The sequence below is a fragment of the Coleofasciculus sp. G2-EDA-02 genome (assembly GCF_040226375.1).
GTDB lineage: Bacteria > Cyanobacteriota > Cyanobacteriia > Cyanobacteriales > Coleofasciculaceae > Coleofasciculus.
Genome location: NZ_JAVKEW010000007.1, coordinates 36,683 through 52,411, shown reverse-complemented (window position 1 = coordinate 52,411; position 15,729 = coordinate 36,683). Strand labels below are relative to the sequence as shown.

Sequence of the window (15,729 nt, the reverse complement as noted above, 5' to 3'; positions counted from 1 at the left end):
GGAGCGTCACCCAAGTGATTATCATTCTCATTCCACTTTTCATTATCAATCAACCTGTCAATAAGCTGACATCTTTTTAAGGGGAAGAGGGGTGAAATGCAATGTAAGCCAAGCTTTTGAGCTGCTTGTCACCCCTTCAGGTGTAATTCGCACCAAGGACATTTACCCTTTTGTTGCTTGAGCAACTTAGCCTTACGACTAGGCATTTCGGGATTTTTCCCTAGTCTGGAACTCCAATAGTCGGGTAGGGCAGGGACATTGCTGTCCCCTTCCCCCCTAAGAACCGTGCTTGCAAGTTTCCCTGCACACGGCTCAAGCAAATCACTGTGTCTTCTCATGATGGATTTGCTGGTGACACATTAGATGAACAAGTTGATAATTGGAGTATGTGTCCTTTCCTCCGATTGCTTTGGGGGTCGAGTGGTGTTTATGTATGTTCTCGCCATTGAATAACGAGTCACCACACCACGGACACACATGGTTTTGTCTCTTGGCTATTTTTTGCCACGACTTATTAACTGGAGTTTAGACTACGAAAAACTAACCCAGCTATAACCGGAAGCTGAGCTGGAAGTAAAATTCCTAAAAAATTAGAGTTTAAGATGCTTTTTTGGAGGTTTTTTTGTGTCGGATTTTACCTTTTTTGACTACGGGATAACGAGTTCTTTTAGTACGTTTGTTTCCCTCAGTCCAACCAGGAGACTTTCCACGGGGTTTGGCAGCAACAGTCGGTGTGCCAATCTCCGGCAAAAGTAATGTAATCGACTGAGCGACCCAACAAGCGAGTCAAATTCTTTTGGGGGCTTTTGCCAAAGTAGATGATACTGTGACACTAAATCTCTAGCCAACCATAACTCCCAAGTCATAATCGGCATCAAATCACTCCAGCGTTCACATTGTTGAGGAGTGCTAAACTGAGGCACAGTCCAATGTAGTCGCTGCTTAATAAAACGATACCAATGATCAACCGCGAAGCGGCGCAAATATTTTCGCCAAATTTCACTCAGGGAAAGTATGGACTGACCGCTCCAGACTAACCATAAAGGTTTGGACTTGGGCTTTTCCGATTCGACTTCGAGCCGTTCTACTAAAAGCAGTTGCATTGGAGTCGAAGCACTACCTGAAAAATGTAGGTCTTTCCAGATTCGCACTCGAAGCCTCTCCAACTTAGCATCCTCAACCTCAATAGATTCAGCTGCTTCCCACCAAGTCGAGGGGTCATTCAGCTTAAATTTTTCACCATGTTTTCTTGGTCTTCCCTTACCTGTATACTCAGGAGGCGCTGCATATAAGCAACGATTAGAGCGAATCCTGAGCAAAAAGTCGGCTTCTATATCCCCTGTCTGATTCAGAAAAGAGGCATTCCCATACTCACTATCTAATAATATAATAGGGCGTAAGGGTAAATACCGACAAACTTGTTGGAGCAAGCCAGATAGCTTTACTAATTGGATTTTTCCAACTGGTAATACGCTCATGTCTTAAGGGTAATGCCCAACTTCCTTGTGCTTCAGGTATCCAAGCTATGGTACTATATCCTTGTCCAATGCTAATAGGCTTGTTAGAGACAATCGCACTCGGTTGATGTTGGTAAGTGCGGTATTGCAGTGTGGGTGAATGAAATCTTGCCCAAGGCGTATGATCGACTCCTAAAACTGGGCGTTTTTCTGTGGGTATCTGCTTGATATATAAGCGCATCAATTTGTTACGTGATGGTCTACAATCTTCTACAGCTTCGTAGACACTTGGCCATTGACGCCGAAAAAACGGGCTTAACGAAAAATCAGCTAGGCTATAGGAATTGCGAGTGGTGAGTACCGCATCCATTAACTCAAATGTTGCATCCTTGGCAAAGTTGAGTAGTTCATATACTGAGGCACGAAATTCCTGAAGTTGTTTATAATTCATAGAGGGGAGAGATGAGTGATTTTAGTTCATTCTCATTGTCTCCCCATTTAGTCATTAAGTATACAAAAGCTCACTCAAGAGAAGTTAAGTTTTTTCACGCCAAGTCGGTAGGCACACAAAACCATAGGGACAGTGAAAATACTGAAAATACATAACAGAGTCCAGACCGCGCCTGATCGCACGGGCTGTGTTAATACTCCACTACAACGATTGGATGCTCTACTCATTGAGCTACTTGATGGAAGGCTTAACCTAAAGTTCCTTTTTTACAAATACACCAATCATTTTCAAAGGACTGCCAGCGATTTCGTGGCGAAGCGGATGGCTGCCCTCGCTTAATATCACCTCTCAATTTTGGGACTCAATTAACTGGCGAGTGGCAGACACACGAAATCGAGCGCTAGCGGTCTGGCAGTCCTAGGGATAACGTTCGATAAATTCATCGCATTAGCACTTCCTGTTTTATAGTTTTTAAAAACTAAATTTAATTCGACAATTTGTAGTTTTTTAAAACTAACCAGCAGTCTTTGATTGTTGTATCCCTGTCACTGTACTTACCACCTATGGCTGATGTTGTTTGAGATTTAGTCTAAACTCCAGTTATTATAGTCCTTGGCTTGTTTTGCCCTGTTTTTCCTGAACCATTCTTGTACGTCTGGGTCAGGATTATCTGGAGAATAATCACCAGGTATCAGGGTGTGACGTTCGATATGGAACCAAGAGAATTTTGGGACGTGCGCCCCAGTTTGGTGGTCGCCAAATATCCAATTATCTTCCCTGTCGAGATTGAATCGTCCGAAATAGCGTTGGTTTCTCCATTTGTCACTTTTGTTTGGGTGTCTCTGTTTGGCGTATTTCTTAGCACGGTCGAACATCCACTTATCGAGTTCGTGGAAGACCTCGCAGGCTACCATCTTTCGGTGGTAATTTGCCCATCCTCTGACGACGGAAGTCAGTTCTGTAATGACTGCTCCGATTTCCTTGCCCCGGTTAGAGAGCCAGATTTGTCTGAGTTTATCGCGGATGTTTTTGATGGATTTGGCACTAGGCTTGATTAGCAGTTTGTACCCTGATTTTCTGTCAGACACTTTGTAATGTCTGAAGTTCCATCCCAAGAAATTGTGCTTCCCAGCATGGTTCTAGCGCGTTTAACACGATTGCCTGAAGACATCGATCTATTAGCGTAGGGATTCCTAGAGGACGCTTCTTGCCATTAGGCTTTGGAATGTACACCCGTTTAGTTGGTAGTGGCTTCCAGGGGATGAATTTCTTGAGGGCATCCACCAGAATTCCTCTTCCTTTTGGGTTGAGAACTACCAATCCGTCAACGCCTGGAGTTTTCTTGCCCTGGTTCTGTTGTGTACACCTCCTTACAGCCAGGTATATGTTCGACAGCGATTTCATCAACAATCGCTGAAGATTTCGGACTGTCTTCCAGCGTCCTTCACGAGTAGCCTTGAAGATTCGCTGTCTCAGGTTCTTAACTACACGGTTGGCTTTCCGCCAGTTGATGGCGTGCCATTGAGTGTCGTTCTTGTCAGTTACGTTTACGGCTCGAAGAGTCATATCTAACTTTTCCTGACAGGTTCAGCCCCGTCTCATTGAACTTCAAGAGATTCACCTGTCTTCCGTCTGCACCCTTTCGGGTTGGGTATCTCAGGTTTCTACCTGCCCTATCCGTCGAGTTATAGGCTTGTGCCTTTTTCCTCTGGACTTTCGTCCTGACGGCATTCGCTTCTGAAGACATCCCTCACCCGCTAAGGAATTAGAGTCACCTTACGGTTTCTTTACTACTGCGTTGGAAATTAGGCAGTAGACCTTATCGGGGTTATCTCGTTCCACACCAGATGGAGATATAACTAATTCGGTGTCCTGCTTTACTCCGGGGACTAGGCGCTCACACAATCCACCCAGCTCTTTGGATTATCTATTGTCCCTACACTCCTGTTTCAGTCACTTTCAGAAGCTCGGCTTAACGAAGCGTCATAGCAGGTTCGCTGTTGCTACACCTAATTAGTTTTGCCCTTGCCTCCCTTTGGGACGTGACTTCCTACTTAGGTTCGGCTTCTTTCCTTAGCTATGAGACACAAGAATTGCTTCTTATGCCCCAAGGAAATGGACACTGGCATTTGAGCGCTTGCCAGGGGAGTCTTTGAGGCTCCCACTCTCTCGTGCGGCTTCGATTCGCACAACCAGGTTTCCGTCGAATGGACTTTTATCGCCTTTAACTTTCACAAAGGTGGTGCTACTGCTGCTAAATTCCTTATGTAAAAGTAACCGCAGGGGGTTCGCTTCCCCTGTCCTGGTTGCGAATACCCATTTATTGCCGTTTATGGTTGTCCAGTATTTGGCATGACCATCACTGATATTTCCACATCGGCGTTTTGCCCATCTACGAAGTTTCAGGTATGTTAGGTGGTCTTGTTTGGATAATTCTCCAACTGTTTGAGCGTCAGAGTTTGCGAAATAAGAAGTCCATCCCCTTATTACAGGGTTAAGGTCTTTGATCAGAGCCGCTTGGGGTGAAGACCTATGTTTTTTGATGATTCTTTCGACCTGTTCCTGATGTGCCTTACTCGCCTTCTTTGATGGGGTGATGAGTGTGTTAAATCCCAATATCCTACCTTGAGCGTTTATGTTACTTCGGTATTTACCAGCAGGGTATTGTCGGATGTGATGACCTAGAAAGTCAAATCCGGCTTTACCATCCTCACTTAATTCTGGGTAGAGTGTGTGAGTTAGCCTCGTCTTTTCGGGTTTTAATTCCAAACCAATACCACTTAACCATTCCGAGATTATTTCTCGGCATCTTTGGACAACAGACTTATCCTCGTGTAGGACAACGAAATCGTCGGCGTACCGAATTAAATTGGGTGTTTTAAACTTGGTTCCTTTTTTGTGAAACCAAGTTTCCCTCATGGTATGACTCATTTCGGGAAATTCCTTTTTAATCCGTTCTTCCAATCCGTGGAGGGCGATGTTTGCTAGTAATGGGGAGATGACCCCACCCTGCGGTGTACCCTCAGATGTAGCAGTAAATGCTCCTTGGTCTATCACACCGGATTTTAGCCAGGACTTTATTTGTTGCCTGACCTTTCCTTTGATTTTTAAGTTTTGGAGCAGGGATTCATGGCTAATGCAATCAAAGCACTTGGCTATATCGGCATCTAGCACGAATTTTGCCTTTGAGTGTAGACAGTTTTTAATCTGTCTGATTGCATCGTGGCATGCCCGTCCTGGTCTAAAACCGTAGGAATTGGGTTCAAAAGCCGCTTCCCATTCAGGCTCTAATGCAGCTTTGATAACTGCTTGCAAGGCTCGGTCGTACATTGTGGGTATTCCTAATGGTCGCTTCTCATCTGTTCCAGGTTTTGGTATCCATACCCTACGTGTAGGGCGGGATTTTCTGGTTAATTTGAGACGCTTTGCTAGCTCAAATCGTGCTGTTGGGGACAGAGATTTTACACCATCCACTCCTGCCGTTTTCTTGCCAGTATTATCTTGTGTAACCCGTCGTACCGATAAGACCCTGTTATACCAAGACCTCATCAACGTCTTTTGGAGTTTACGAACTCGCTTGACATCGCCGCGACGTGAAGCAGCATAGATTCGCTTTTGTAACTTGAAGACGTATCGTTCGGCTGTTCGCCAATTGATAGACTTCCATCCCTCTGTATTCAGAGAATCAGAATTAGGCTTGTTCATCACTACTCATGACTCTAGCTTTCACACATTGCGGTTCACGTCTGCGTATCCCGGCAATTACGCCATCCCTTTTCAGGCATTACCCGTTGTTTCGGGTTGGGTTTTTGCTTCTTGAACCATCCCCCCCGTCCATTGCATCTGGCTTGACTACCTACCTTATCAATCGACCTCGATAAGGAGCAATGGATGGGTTACTTCGTTCCTACTATCCATTGATTGAGTCTTTAGGGCGTGTCTCTCCACCGGGGTTTTAAGAGGTGTGCTATCTCGGTAGCATAATCCTGATAGTCTTTACCCTTGTCGGATGTTTCCGACCCAAGAGGTAGGTGTGAACCTACAAGCTTATTTCCCTTGGCGGAGTGGTTACGGTGGTTCGGATGACACTTCGTTTGTTCTACCCAATGAACTCTTGCTTGCAGTAGGTGCTTTCAGCTATTACCACCTATTACTGCTTTCACCCCCGCTTTACAGATTTGATAGTCAGTCTCTTCTGTAGGGGCTACCAGATGTCTGGTAGTCTGTGTGCTTTCAACCCCACACCAGGGCGATAGGATTTAGTGTTTTCTGGATTGGGTTATGATGTCGGTGTGACCCTTCACTTTTCCCTTTCTCCCCTAGCTGTCTTAGCTATTGCTCGGCTAGGTTTCCTTGCCTACATGGATAGTAAGTTGTCAATTAGTAGAGGATTAAAGTGCGAACTCTACCCTATTGGGTTACTCTACTAAAGCCTGGAATCGCCCTATTTCTAGGTTTCTCCAGAACGAATCGCACATAGCCTTCCATCCCTCAGTATTCTTTTGTGAATCTGATTTAGGCTTATTCATCACTACTCCTGACTCTAGCTAGAACACATTGCGGTTCACGTCTGCTTATCCCGGCAGTTACGCCATCCCTTTTTAGGCATTACCCGTCGTTTCGGGCTGGGCTTTTGCTTCTTGAACCATCCTTCCTGTCCATTGCCTGTGGCTTGACTGCCTACCTCGCCATTCGACCTCAACGAGGAGCTTTGGACAGTTGTTTCGTTCCTACTATCCATTGGTTGAGTCCCTTAGGGCGCGTCTATCCACCGGGGTTCAAGGAGGTGCGCTATCTCAATGCAGGAAATTTGATAGTCCTTACCCTTGTCGGCTATTTCCGACCCAGGAAGTAGATTTAATCTACAAGCTTATATCCCCTGGCTCTGCGTTAAGATGGTTCATACGACGCTTTGCTATTTCTACCCATAGGCTCCTGCTTGCAGTAGGTGCTTTCAGCTATTTCCACCTATTCCTGCTTTCACCCCCGCTTTACAAATTTGATAGTCAGTCACCTTTGTAGGGGCTACCAATATTTGGTAGTTTGTGTGCTTTCAATCCCGCACCGGGACGGTAGGATTTAGTGTTTTCTGGATTGGGTTGTGATGTCGGTGAGACCTCCATCCTTTCCTTCTTCCCCTAGCTGTCTTTTGCTAATGTTCGGCTAGGTTTCTTCACCTACATGGATAGTAAGTTGTCATCAGTAGAGGACTAAAGTGCGAACTCTACCCTATTGGGTTACTCTACTGAAGCCAGTCATCCCTCTTTTTCAGATTTCGACTGAACGAATCGCACACCGCATAGCAGAGCAAACTGCTGTATCTACAGCGGCGGGAGCCGCTACTCCTGGGAGGCAGAGCCTCCCAAGGAGCATTCCTAGGCTCTGCCTAGGAACGAGAGTACGAGAGTGAGTGATGAGGGTAAGCGCCACGGGAAATCATCATCCTCTATGCAGATTCCAGCCATTCACCACCTTGGTAAACTGCCAAGGTGGGGATACTCATCCTGCAATATCCCGACCCAATTTCTGTTGCTGACTCCATCGTTTTGAAGAATGACCCAACCGCAGGTTGACAAAAGCCAGTATAAATTACCCCTAAAGCAATGGTTTAAGGGAATTATTAGTGGACTACTCGGATTCATCCTGTTTCTGTCCCTGTCAGGCTTTCCCTCTGTGGCGCAAAATGAACCCTTCCAGATTCCCACTTTAGATCGCCCACCGCAGGAAGCGATTGAAAAAGAACCCCCGGTTTCCCCAGAACCCGGTACGCCCGGAATTATTAGCCAACAGGAAGTTACCACATTTGTGAACAATTTCTTTGAACAGGAGATGCCCAAGTCTCACGTTCCTGGTGCGGTAATTTCTGTGGTTAAAGATGGAACTCTTTTATTCGCCAAAGGCTATGGTTATGCCAACATTGAGAAAAAAATTCCCGTTGTTGCCGATCGCACGCTGTTTCGGGTTGCTTCTTTGTCTAAACTCTTCACTGCTACCGCCACAATGCAATTATACGAGCAGGGACAGATTCATTTAAATGATGATGTTAGCCAATACCTGGAACGCTTTCAACTCGACAACCCATACTCTGAACCTGTGACCTTTGCCCAGCTAATGATGCATACCGATGGTAGCACGAAGCGTCTGGTTGGACTCGCCGCCCGCACTGAACAAGAGATGACGCCCTTAGGGGATTACCTGGCTGATCATATGCCGCCGATTGTCTGGCAACCGGGAGAATTGTACAGCTATTCCAGCCATGCTACAGCTTTATTGGGTTATTTGGTGGAACAGATATCAGGTCGCCCATTTTTGGAATATATTAACAACAATATTCTACAACCTCTAGATATGCAGCGCAGCAGCTTTGCTCAACCCCCGCCACCGGATTTAGCGGATGATTTGGCGGTTGGCTATCAGTATCAAAAAGGCAACTACAAAGCTGTTCCCTTCCTCTACCTTAATATTGCACCCGCCGCCTCCCTGAGTGCCACCGCCACGGATATGGCACATTTTATGATTGCTCACTTGCAACATGGTCGTTATCAAAACCAGCGTATCTTAGAGGAGGATACGGCGAAACTCATGCACCAAACCCATTTTAAACCTCACCCAAAATTACCCGGAACTAGCTACGGGTTTCGGGAACGCTTGGTTAATAATATCCGCGCGATCGGGCATTTAGGCAGCTTACGGGGGTATTCGAGTTCACTGACGTTAATCCCTGACCAAAATATTGGTATTTTTATTGCCTCTAATAGTTTTAGCGGAATTCATAGTAAATTACTCACTCAGTTTTTTGATCGTTATTTTCCGGTTGACCAAGAGTCTACACCGATTCAATCCCTTGATGCTTCCCAGGTAGAAATTGATCGGTTTACGGGGACTTATAGAGATATGGAATATCCACGCCATACGTTTACAAAACTGGCAGGAACATTCAAACATATCAATATTAAAAAAACTGATGACAACCGATTGGAAATTCAGGCTCCTAGTCTCTTCTTTTTGAATAAAATCAAACCCGTTCAGCTTGAACCTGTAGAGCCACTGTTATTTAAACGAGTGGATACGCCGACATTTACGGCGTTTGAGGAAAATGAGGAGGGACAGATTACATTTGCCTACAATCCCCTGTTTCCCAAGATTGGCACTTATGAGCGGATATCCTGGTATGAAGGGATTTGGGTGCATTTTGGACTTGTCGGGTTTTGTGTTGTGGTGTTCCTATCCGCCATAATTAGGGGAATCATACAACCCTTAATTCAATGGTGGCGGGGCAAGCCTAGTCAAGATAAACAGCAGTATAACTCAGCGTGGCGATTAGCGGGAGCGATCGCGACTTTAAATTTAGTCTTCCTGATTGGCTTACCCCTGTCACTCTGGCTGATCGGCGTCTGGAAGTTAGCTTATGGAGTTCCCCCTGTCGCGATCGCACTCTTGGGTATTCCTGTCTTAACTGCTTTAGCTACCTTGGGATTACTGGCTTTTACCGTGTTAGCTTGGAAAAAACACTATTGGTCTTTTGGGGCGCGATCGCATTATTCTGTGATCACATTAGCCGCCTTAGTTTTCATCGGGGTTTTGGCATACTGGAATTTACTAGGATTTCAGTTCTAATCTGGAATTCCTGACTTTCTGTCCCATTAACATCTTTAGCCTGACCCCTGCAAGTCTATTGTTTTGACGTTTTATTAGGAAATGTAAATAAATATCACAAAAAGGGGTATTTTCCGTAAAAGCTACCGTTCAATCTAGAGTAACTAGTGAAGGTGATTTCGTATCTGCTAACCGCTTCGATATAATCTGAATTTACTCAAACTGGAGACAGGGTTATGGCTGAGCCAAACACGTTAAAGCTTGCTAAGCAAGGTAATCCTAAAGCAATTGCGGCAATGATCAACCGCTCACTGCGAGCTAAGCACATTATCGCCAAGGTTAATCGTGAGGACGATTGTTTGCAAGTATTGGTGGAATCAGCGCAAATTCCCAATCAAAAAGCGACAGTTTCTTTTATTCGTCAGGGTTTAACCAAGCTAGGCGTTGAGACGATTAAAACGGTGCAAGTTTATGGGCGTCAGCAAGGACAAGAATCCCCAGCTTGGAATCAAAGCTTTGAGATAGAATCCTCATCCTCTCAATCCGCAGATGTTCAAGACTCAGATCCCGATTTAAATCTGTACCAAACTCCCGCAGACGTTGCTGCGGAAAATGATACATCTTCCAGTTTCCAATCTCCTGGCTTAGAACCACCACCGGGTTCCAATTTTGCCAAAGTTCCTAGTCACGCTGTTGGAGGGTATACATCATCACACAATCGACAAACAAGCGCCCATACTCCACACCATAGCACTCAATCCAGCCATTCCAGACCTCGCCAACCCATGAAACCCTTGAGTGTGGGTAATGTGGTTAGTGCGAGTCTGCGGTTGTATCGCGATCGGTTCAAACTATATTTTGGTCTGGCATTTCAGGCATTTTTATGGGGAATAGTACCGATTTATGGATGGGCAAAATTTTATCAAATTCAGGGTATTATTTCACGTCATGCTGTCAGTGAATTTTCTGAGCAACCGGAAACGATCGATAGTATTCGTAATCAGCTAGATCGGAAAATGTGGGATTTCTGGATAGCGCAAATTTTAATTGGTTTGATTGCTTTGGGAGTGAATTTTGGTTTGTCGATCGCCTCAGGAATCATCGGAGGAATAGCACCCAGTCTAGAAAGTATCATTAACTTGGTCACTCTCGGCATTTACCTCTGGGTATATGCCCACTTCTTTCTGACTGAGTTACCGTTAGCCGTAGAAGGAAATATGAAGCCCAAAACTGCCATTAACCGCAGTTGGGAGTTAAGCAAGGGATTTATTCCCAATATTATGGGGATAATTGCCGTTGCGAGTCTAATCACAATTCCGCTAGGCTTAATCGTCTTAATTCCTATATTGATAACGATTCCCACTGTACTGATTAATCCATCGCCAGAGGCATTACTTACTGCATTAGGAATGTTAGTGCCGTTACTCTTTATTGCCTTTGCCTGTATTGGTCTTTTAGTCATGCCCTTTTGGCAGATTATTAAAGCGCTAATTTACTATGATCTCCGCAATCTCCGGTAAGGAACAGGTTTACAGCTACGCCATTGATCCAACCGCTATAGGGTGCATCGTTTGTGTGACGAGACAAGGACTAAAAAGAAGATAATACTGACAAAAGAAATCGTGAGCAATCCGGTTTTCTTCAAAATATTGCTAATTTACCCATTAAATCCCAGGAAAACGCCCAATAACCCAGAAGAGAACGATAAGATAGGCTTGGCTTCGTTCAAACCCTAGCAGTAATGGATGTAGATAAACCCTTAGGTTCAGTCATTGAAGGTTCTCTCTCCGCCGGATTGGAAGTGCGATTACATGCGGATGTCTCCGTGGAAGATATGCGCGTGGGCAAATTTCTGGTTGTTAACGGGGTGCGATCGCGCTTTTTCTGTATGCTGACGGATGTGGCGCTAGGAACCTCCAGTCAGCGGATTTGGGCGAATCCCCCCCATCCCGATGATGAATTTTTGCGTGAGGTTCTCGCCGGAAGTGGCACCTTTGGTACGGTGAATCTAACCCCGATGCTGATGTTTACGCCAAACGCGGGAAAACGGGAGACACCTAACCTTAATCTGAATGGCAAAAGCCCTTTAGCGTCATTTCAACCTCAAAGCAGTGAGGACATGGAATTGCTTCCCGTTAAAACAATTCCCAGTCACTTCTCCCAAGTCTATGACGCCAGTGAACGAGATTTCCGCAAGGTGTTTGGCTGGGAAGATGACCCCCATCGGCGTAATTTTTCTGTCGGTCAACCCCTTGACATGGAAGTGCCAATATGCTTAGACCTAGATCGGTTTGTGGAACGCAGTAATGGTATATTTGGCAAATCGGGAACCGGGAAATCCTTTCTGACTCGCTTATTATTATCCGGGATTATTCGTAAGCAAGCGGCGGTTAATTTAATCTTCGATATGCACTCGGAATATGGATGGGAAGCCGTATCGGAGGGAAAACAATTTAGTACAGTCAAAGGATTGCGCCAACTCTTTCCCAATCAAGTCCAAGTTTACACCCTTGACCCGGAATCCACCCAACGCCGAGGGATTCGAGACGCCCAGGAAATGTATCTCAGTTTCGATCAAATAGAAGTCGAAGATATTATGCTGGTGCGAGGGGAGTTAAACCTGTCTGAGGCGAGTCTAGAAAATGCGATTATTCTCCGCAATGAGTTTGGCAAAACCTGGATTACTCAACTCCTGAATATGACGAATGAGGATATCCAGATATTTTGCGATGAGAAGCGGGGACATAAGTCTTCAATTATGGCATTACAGCGCAAGTTACTGCGTCTGGAGGAGTTAAAGTACATGCGAAGTGCTTGTCCTAACAATTATATTGACCAGATTCTACAATCCTTGGATGCGGGGAAGCATGTGGTGGTGGAATTTGGCTCTCAATCGAATATGCTCTCCTATATGTTGGCAACGAATGTGATGACACGCCGCATTCATGGTAAATATGTGCGTAAGGCGGAGAAGTTTCTGCAAAGCAAAAATCCATGCGATCGCCCGCGCCCATTGGTGATTACGATTGAAGAGGCGCACCGTTTCCTGGATTCAGCGACAGTGCGTCAAACGATTTTTGGCATTATCGCCCGGGAGATGCGGAAATATTTCGTTACATTACTAATTGTCGATCAGCGTCCATCGGGGATTGATAATGAAGTCATGTCTCAGGTTGGCACCCGAATTACCTGTTTACTGAATGATGATAAGGATATTGAGGCTATCTTTACCGGAGTTTCAGGAGGTCAAAGTTTGCGATCGGTTTTAGCTAAGTTAGATTCTAAACAACAGGCATTAATTTTAGGACATGCAGTACCCATGCCAGTTGTTGTGAGAACTCGTCCTTATGATCAAGCATTCTACGCAGAAATTGGCGAACCTTCTTGGGATGAAATGTCCGATGAGGAGGTATTTGCTGCAGCCGATGCAGCTAAAGCAGATTTAGGCTTTTAATCTAGGTTCGTCATTGCCCTGTCTTCGCCATAAGCTTGGAAACACTCATGAGTTATTTTGCCACCTACCTAAACAAAATCTGTACCTCCCAACCCATTCAATCGATTTATTTCAGTAACCCATTTAAGGAAGATTGCTAGAATATTCGCGGTGGAATTCTTCGTAAATTATCCTTAATATTTTTTCCCGGTCTTCCATGTCTTCAAATTGAGACGCTAACTTTAAGATTTCCTTAATAGTAATTGATTGAACCTTCATACTAATTAAGTAACTTTTAATATCTTTCGAGATATCATCAATAATCAAAATCACATTGCCATCGCTCAAGCGTTCCCGGTCAAAATTACCCTTAAGTTCTGCATAAATATCATCCGCTACAGCTTTGCTATAAACCTTTAGTTTTTTAATTTGATAAACCACCCCAAAGTTAGTCGATATATCAACTCCGCTATCATTTGCCGATGTGCGGGTATCTCGATAGAGTTTACAGGAAAATTTTTCAAGATGCACCTTGATAACAGCAAAGCTGAATATCTCAAAATTGGTTGAATTTTGACGAATATTCTCTTCTATGAAATTAAGAAATTGATTATTGTGCAATGATAGTTCAGAGCGAATTCCCCGATTGCTTAAGAGAGGAATTTCACCTAATTTACCGTTAATATGTTGCTCAATTCTTTCAGGAATCCATTGCTCCAGCAATTGAGCATTATTTACATAGGGTGACGTAAATTCATATTCACCGCTATTAATCGCTCTTAACACTCCGTATTTGGGTAGATTCCTCGACGGATAGGCATCATAGTATTTACCCCCTATATGTAAATCATGTTGCAAATAATCAATCATATAGTTAACAGTTTTTTGATAAGCTGCTTTAATCTCAGAGTTTAAAAAAATAGTTTTTTTATTAGATAGGTATTCCTTAACCAAGGCGAGAGTAATTACAGGAAAAATAACTTTAGTTTGCGAACGACTTAACATCATGTTGATGTTGTTTTTGCAAAAGTTTTCGTCATTCATGAGAGTATCTTAATATGAATGGCACAGACTTAAACCCTGAACCAAAGCTTATACCTTTTAAAACTCACATCTTGCACCAGTCTCATCAACCGCCTTGGGTTAAAACCCAAGGCTAAAAGCGAAAGTCGTCTTTAGACGACTGCATCTCTAGTTTTAGTCCATTAAAATGGACTTGAGCTTTTAGCCAAGAACTTGAGTTCTTGGCGGGTGTCAGGGCTGATAAGGCTTACTCTAATTTTTATTAAAAATCTACATCTTCATAAAGCGCTATCAACGTTCCGGTAAAATCAATACTTTCAAGTATAAATTCTTTCTGTATAGGAGTATAAAACTGTAACACCCACTGCCCTTTATCGTTGCGGCGGAAGCAATCAACTCGTTGCTGTTTAGTATTAATTAATACATATTCACGGAGACTTGCCAGTTCCTGATAGTCGGCAAATTTATCCCCTCGGTCAAACGCTTCAGTAGAATCCGATAAAACTTCGACAATCAGAGTTGGAAATCGTTTATAAGTCGAGGTTTCTTGATCCCGTGAGTCACAAGTGACCATAACATCAGGATAATAGAATCGATTTAATGATTCTATGCGGGCTTTCATGTCAGAAATATAGACTCGGCACCCCGAACCTCGGACATGACTACGGAGTAACGTGGCAAGGTTAAGGGCAATCGTAACATGAGGGTCACTGGCTCCAGCCATAGCATAGATTTGCCCATCAATATATTCGTGTTTGATGGGACTCTGTTCCTCCATTGTGAGATACTGATCAGGTGTAAGATAGGGATGTTCAGGAGCAGCAATCATCGTAATTTTTTTATAAAATGTTTTCCATAGTATAGCAAATGTAGGGGCGCAAGGCTTGCGCCCCTACATTTTGGGACGCAAGCCTTGCGCCCCCAACTAATTAGATACACTGACTACAACATTTTTACAAAAGACGCTAACCGCCACTAATTTTTGCTTTATACCCCAACTGGGTCAAAATTTCCAGCAATTTTTGAGCATGATCCCCTTGAATTTCCAAGGTATCATCTTTAACCGTACCACCACTACCACATTTAGTTTTAAGCTGTTTTAAAAGTTGGGTTAAGGTGTCCGGTTTACATTGAAAACCACTAATCACCGTAACGGTTTTCCCCTTACGCCCCTTACGAGAGGCTTGAATACGCAAGTTTTGCTGATTGGGTGGAAGTTCTTGGACTCCGCGTTCCGTAGCCACCGGATTACTACCAAATTCTTGGTAAGCTACACGCTTTTGGGAGGAGTTAGAGGATTGACGTTTAGACATAGCTGTTAAATCGTTTTGTTCAATTATCGGTGTGGAGGGCGGGTTTTGTTGTTCATTTATCGGTGAATATCCGAATTTAGTCCCTAAACCCGCCCCTACAGTGGCTTATTCAATTATTGGTGGCGAGGGGACTTTGAACGCAATAAAACGTTCCTCTAAATTTTCCCCCAAGACAAACTTTGCCCCAGCATCAGAGAAATCCAGGAACTGAGTCACTAACTGCCCTAAAAACTCAAAGACAACCACCCCTGGTGCTGTCCTGAGAATTAACACTGCCAGAATTAACTGCAAGGCAATTCCCCATAATACAGGTTGCCAGCGAATCGCCCGCCGATTGATTGATAAAACGTAGCCTAAGCCGATGAATACCAGCAGCCCCAAGGCAGAAATTAAGCGTTCCATGGTATTTCTATGACCCAAACATACAGAGATCCCCAAAAGTCGTCTATACTTAAG

Annotated in this window: 11 protein-coding genes and 2 pseudogenes; 3 read left to right on the top strand and 10 right to left on the bottom strand. The window is 44.2% G+C overall.

Translation table 11 applies throughout. The features are described from left to right. Window positions 1-321 precede the first annotated feature (321 nt). The 6 genes and pseudogenes from RLO19_RS00630 to RLO19_RS00605 form a co-directional block, all read right to left on the bottom strand. Window positions 322-477, bottom strand: a complete 156-nt coding sequence (locus tag RLO19_RS00630; protein ID WP_446352906.1) for an HNH endonuclease — start codon at window positions 475-477, stop codon at window positions 322-324. A gap of 120 nt (window positions 478-597) precedes the next feature. Beyond that, window positions 598-1,908 (bottom strand): annotated as a pseudogene (locus RLO19_RS00625) (NF041680 family putative transposase). A 584-nt stretch (window positions 1,909-2,492) separates the two neighbouring features. Then, window positions 2,493-2,996: a group II intron maturase-specific domain-containing protein gene (locus tag RLO19_RS00620; protein WP_446352904.1), complete on the bottom strand. Its 504-nt coding sequence runs from the start codon at window positions 2,994-2,996 to the stop codon at window positions 2,493-2,495. Continuing rightward, window positions 2,989-3,474 (bottom strand): reverse transcriptase N-terminal domain-containing protein, encoded by a 486-nt coding sequence (locus RLO19_RS00615; protein ID WP_446352902.1) that lies wholly within the window; start codon window positions 3,472-3,474, stop codon window positions 2,989-2,991. Before RLO19_RS00615 ends, RLO19_RS00620 begins: the two co-directional genes overlap by 8 nt. A 534-nt stretch (window positions 3,475-4,008) precedes the next feature. Next, a complete protein-coding gene (ltrA, locus tag RLO19_RS00610; protein WP_446352900.1) occupies window positions 4,009-5,613 on the bottom strand; it encodes a group II intron reverse transcriptase/maturase in 1,605 nt (534 codons plus the stop codon). 859 nt (window positions 5,614-6,472) lie between these two features. Then, the gene (locus RLO19_RS00605; protein ID WP_446352898.1) at window positions 6,473-6,649 is read right to left on the bottom strand and encodes a hypothetical protein; all 177 of its coding nucleotides are present in this window, start codon (window positions 6,647-6,649) and stop codon (window positions 6,473-6,475) included. 812 nt (window positions 6,650-7,461) lie between these two features. Here RLO19_RS00605 and RLO19_RS00600 point away from each other — a divergent pair. From RLO19_RS00600 to RLO19_RS00590, 3 genes are all read left to right on the top strand, one after another. After that, on the top strand, window positions 7,462-9,525 hold the full coding sequence (locus RLO19_RS00600) for a serine hydrolase domain-containing protein (protein WP_446352896.1): 2,064 nt from the start codon (window positions 7,462-7,464) through the stop codon (window positions 9,523-9,525). Between the two features lie 215 nt (window positions 9,526-9,740). Continuing rightward, complete coding sequence (locus tag RLO19_RS00595) at window positions 9,741-11,024, top strand: hypothetical protein (RefSeq protein ID WP_446352894.1); 1,284 nt, start codon at window positions 9,741-9,743, stop codon at window positions 11,022-11,024. A 221-nt stretch (window positions 11,025-11,245) separates the two neighbouring features. Further along, window positions 11,246-12,958, top strand: a complete 1,713-nt coding sequence (locus RLO19_RS00590) for a helicase HerA domain-containing protein (RefSeq protein ID WP_446352892.1) — start codon at window positions 11,246-11,248, stop codon at window positions 12,956-12,958. 123 nt (window positions 12,959-13,081) lie between these two features. On the opposite strand, the gene RLO19_RS00585 is transcribed toward RLO19_RS00590, so the two are convergent. The 4 genes and pseudogenes from RLO19_RS00585 to RLO19_RS00570 all read right to left on the bottom strand — a co-directional run. Next, window positions 13,082-13,981: a hypothetical protein gene (locus RLO19_RS00585; protein ID WP_446352890.1), complete on the bottom strand. Its 900-nt coding sequence runs from the start codon at window positions 13,979-13,981 to the stop codon at window positions 13,082-13,084. A 241-nt stretch (window positions 13,982-14,222) separates the two neighbouring features. Beyond that, on the bottom strand, window positions 14,223-14,789 hold the full coding sequence (locus tag RLO19_RS00580; protein ID WP_446352888.1) for a Uma2 family endonuclease: 567 nt from the start codon (window positions 14,787-14,789) through the stop codon (window positions 14,223-14,225). A 136-nt stretch (window positions 14,790-14,925) separates the two neighbouring features. After that, the gene (locus RLO19_RS00575) at window positions 14,926-15,273 is read right to left on the bottom strand and encodes a translation initiation factor (protein WP_446352886.1); all 348 of its coding nucleotides are present in this window, start codon (window positions 15,271-15,273) and stop codon (window positions 14,926-14,928) included. A gap of 129 nt (window positions 15,274-15,402) precedes the next feature. Further along, window positions 15,403-15,675: pseudogene (locus RLO19_RS00570) on the bottom strand (Na+ dependent nucleoside transporter N-terminal domain-containing protein); the annotation flags it as partial. Between the last annotated feature and the right edge of the window lie 54 nt (window positions 15,676-15,729).

Excerpts from the sequence above, each read along its gene's own strand:
- RLO19_RS00615 (WP_446352902.1), bottom strand. The coding sequence starts at position 3,474 with ATGACTCTTCGAGCCGTAAACGTAACTGACAAGAACGACACTCAATGG.
- ltrA (WP_446352900.1), bottom strand. The coding sequence starts at position 5,613 with ATGAACAAGCCTAATTCTGATTCTCTGAATACAGAGGGATGGAAGTCT.
- RLO19_RS00605 (WP_446352898.1), bottom strand. The coding sequence starts at position 6,649 with ATGGATAGTAGGAACGAAACAACTGTCCAAAGCTCCTCGTTGAGGTCG.
- RLO19_RS00600 (WP_446352896.1), top strand. The coding sequence starts at position 7,462 with ATGACCCAACCGCAGGTTGACAAAAGCCAGTATAAATTACCCCTAAAG.
- RLO19_RS00595 (WP_446352894.1), top strand. The coding sequence starts at position 9,741 with ATGGCTGAGCCAAACACGTTAAAGCTTGCTAAGCAAGGTAATCCTAAA.
- RLO19_RS00590 (WP_446352892.1), top strand. The coding sequence starts at position 11,246 with ATGGATGTAGATAAACCCTTAGGTTCAGTCATTGAAGGTTCTCTCTCC.
- RLO19_RS00585 (WP_446352890.1), bottom strand. The coding sequence starts at position 13,981 with ATGAATGACGAAAACTTTTGCAAAAACAACATCAACATGATGTTAAGT.
- RLO19_RS00580 (WP_446352888.1), bottom strand. The coding sequence starts at position 14,789 with ATGATTGCTGCTCCTGAACATCCCTATCTTACACCTGATCAGTATCTC.
- RLO19_RS00575 (WP_446352886.1), bottom strand. The coding sequence starts at position 15,273 with ATGTCTAAACGTCAATCCTCTAACTCCTCCCAAAAGCGTGTAGCTTAC.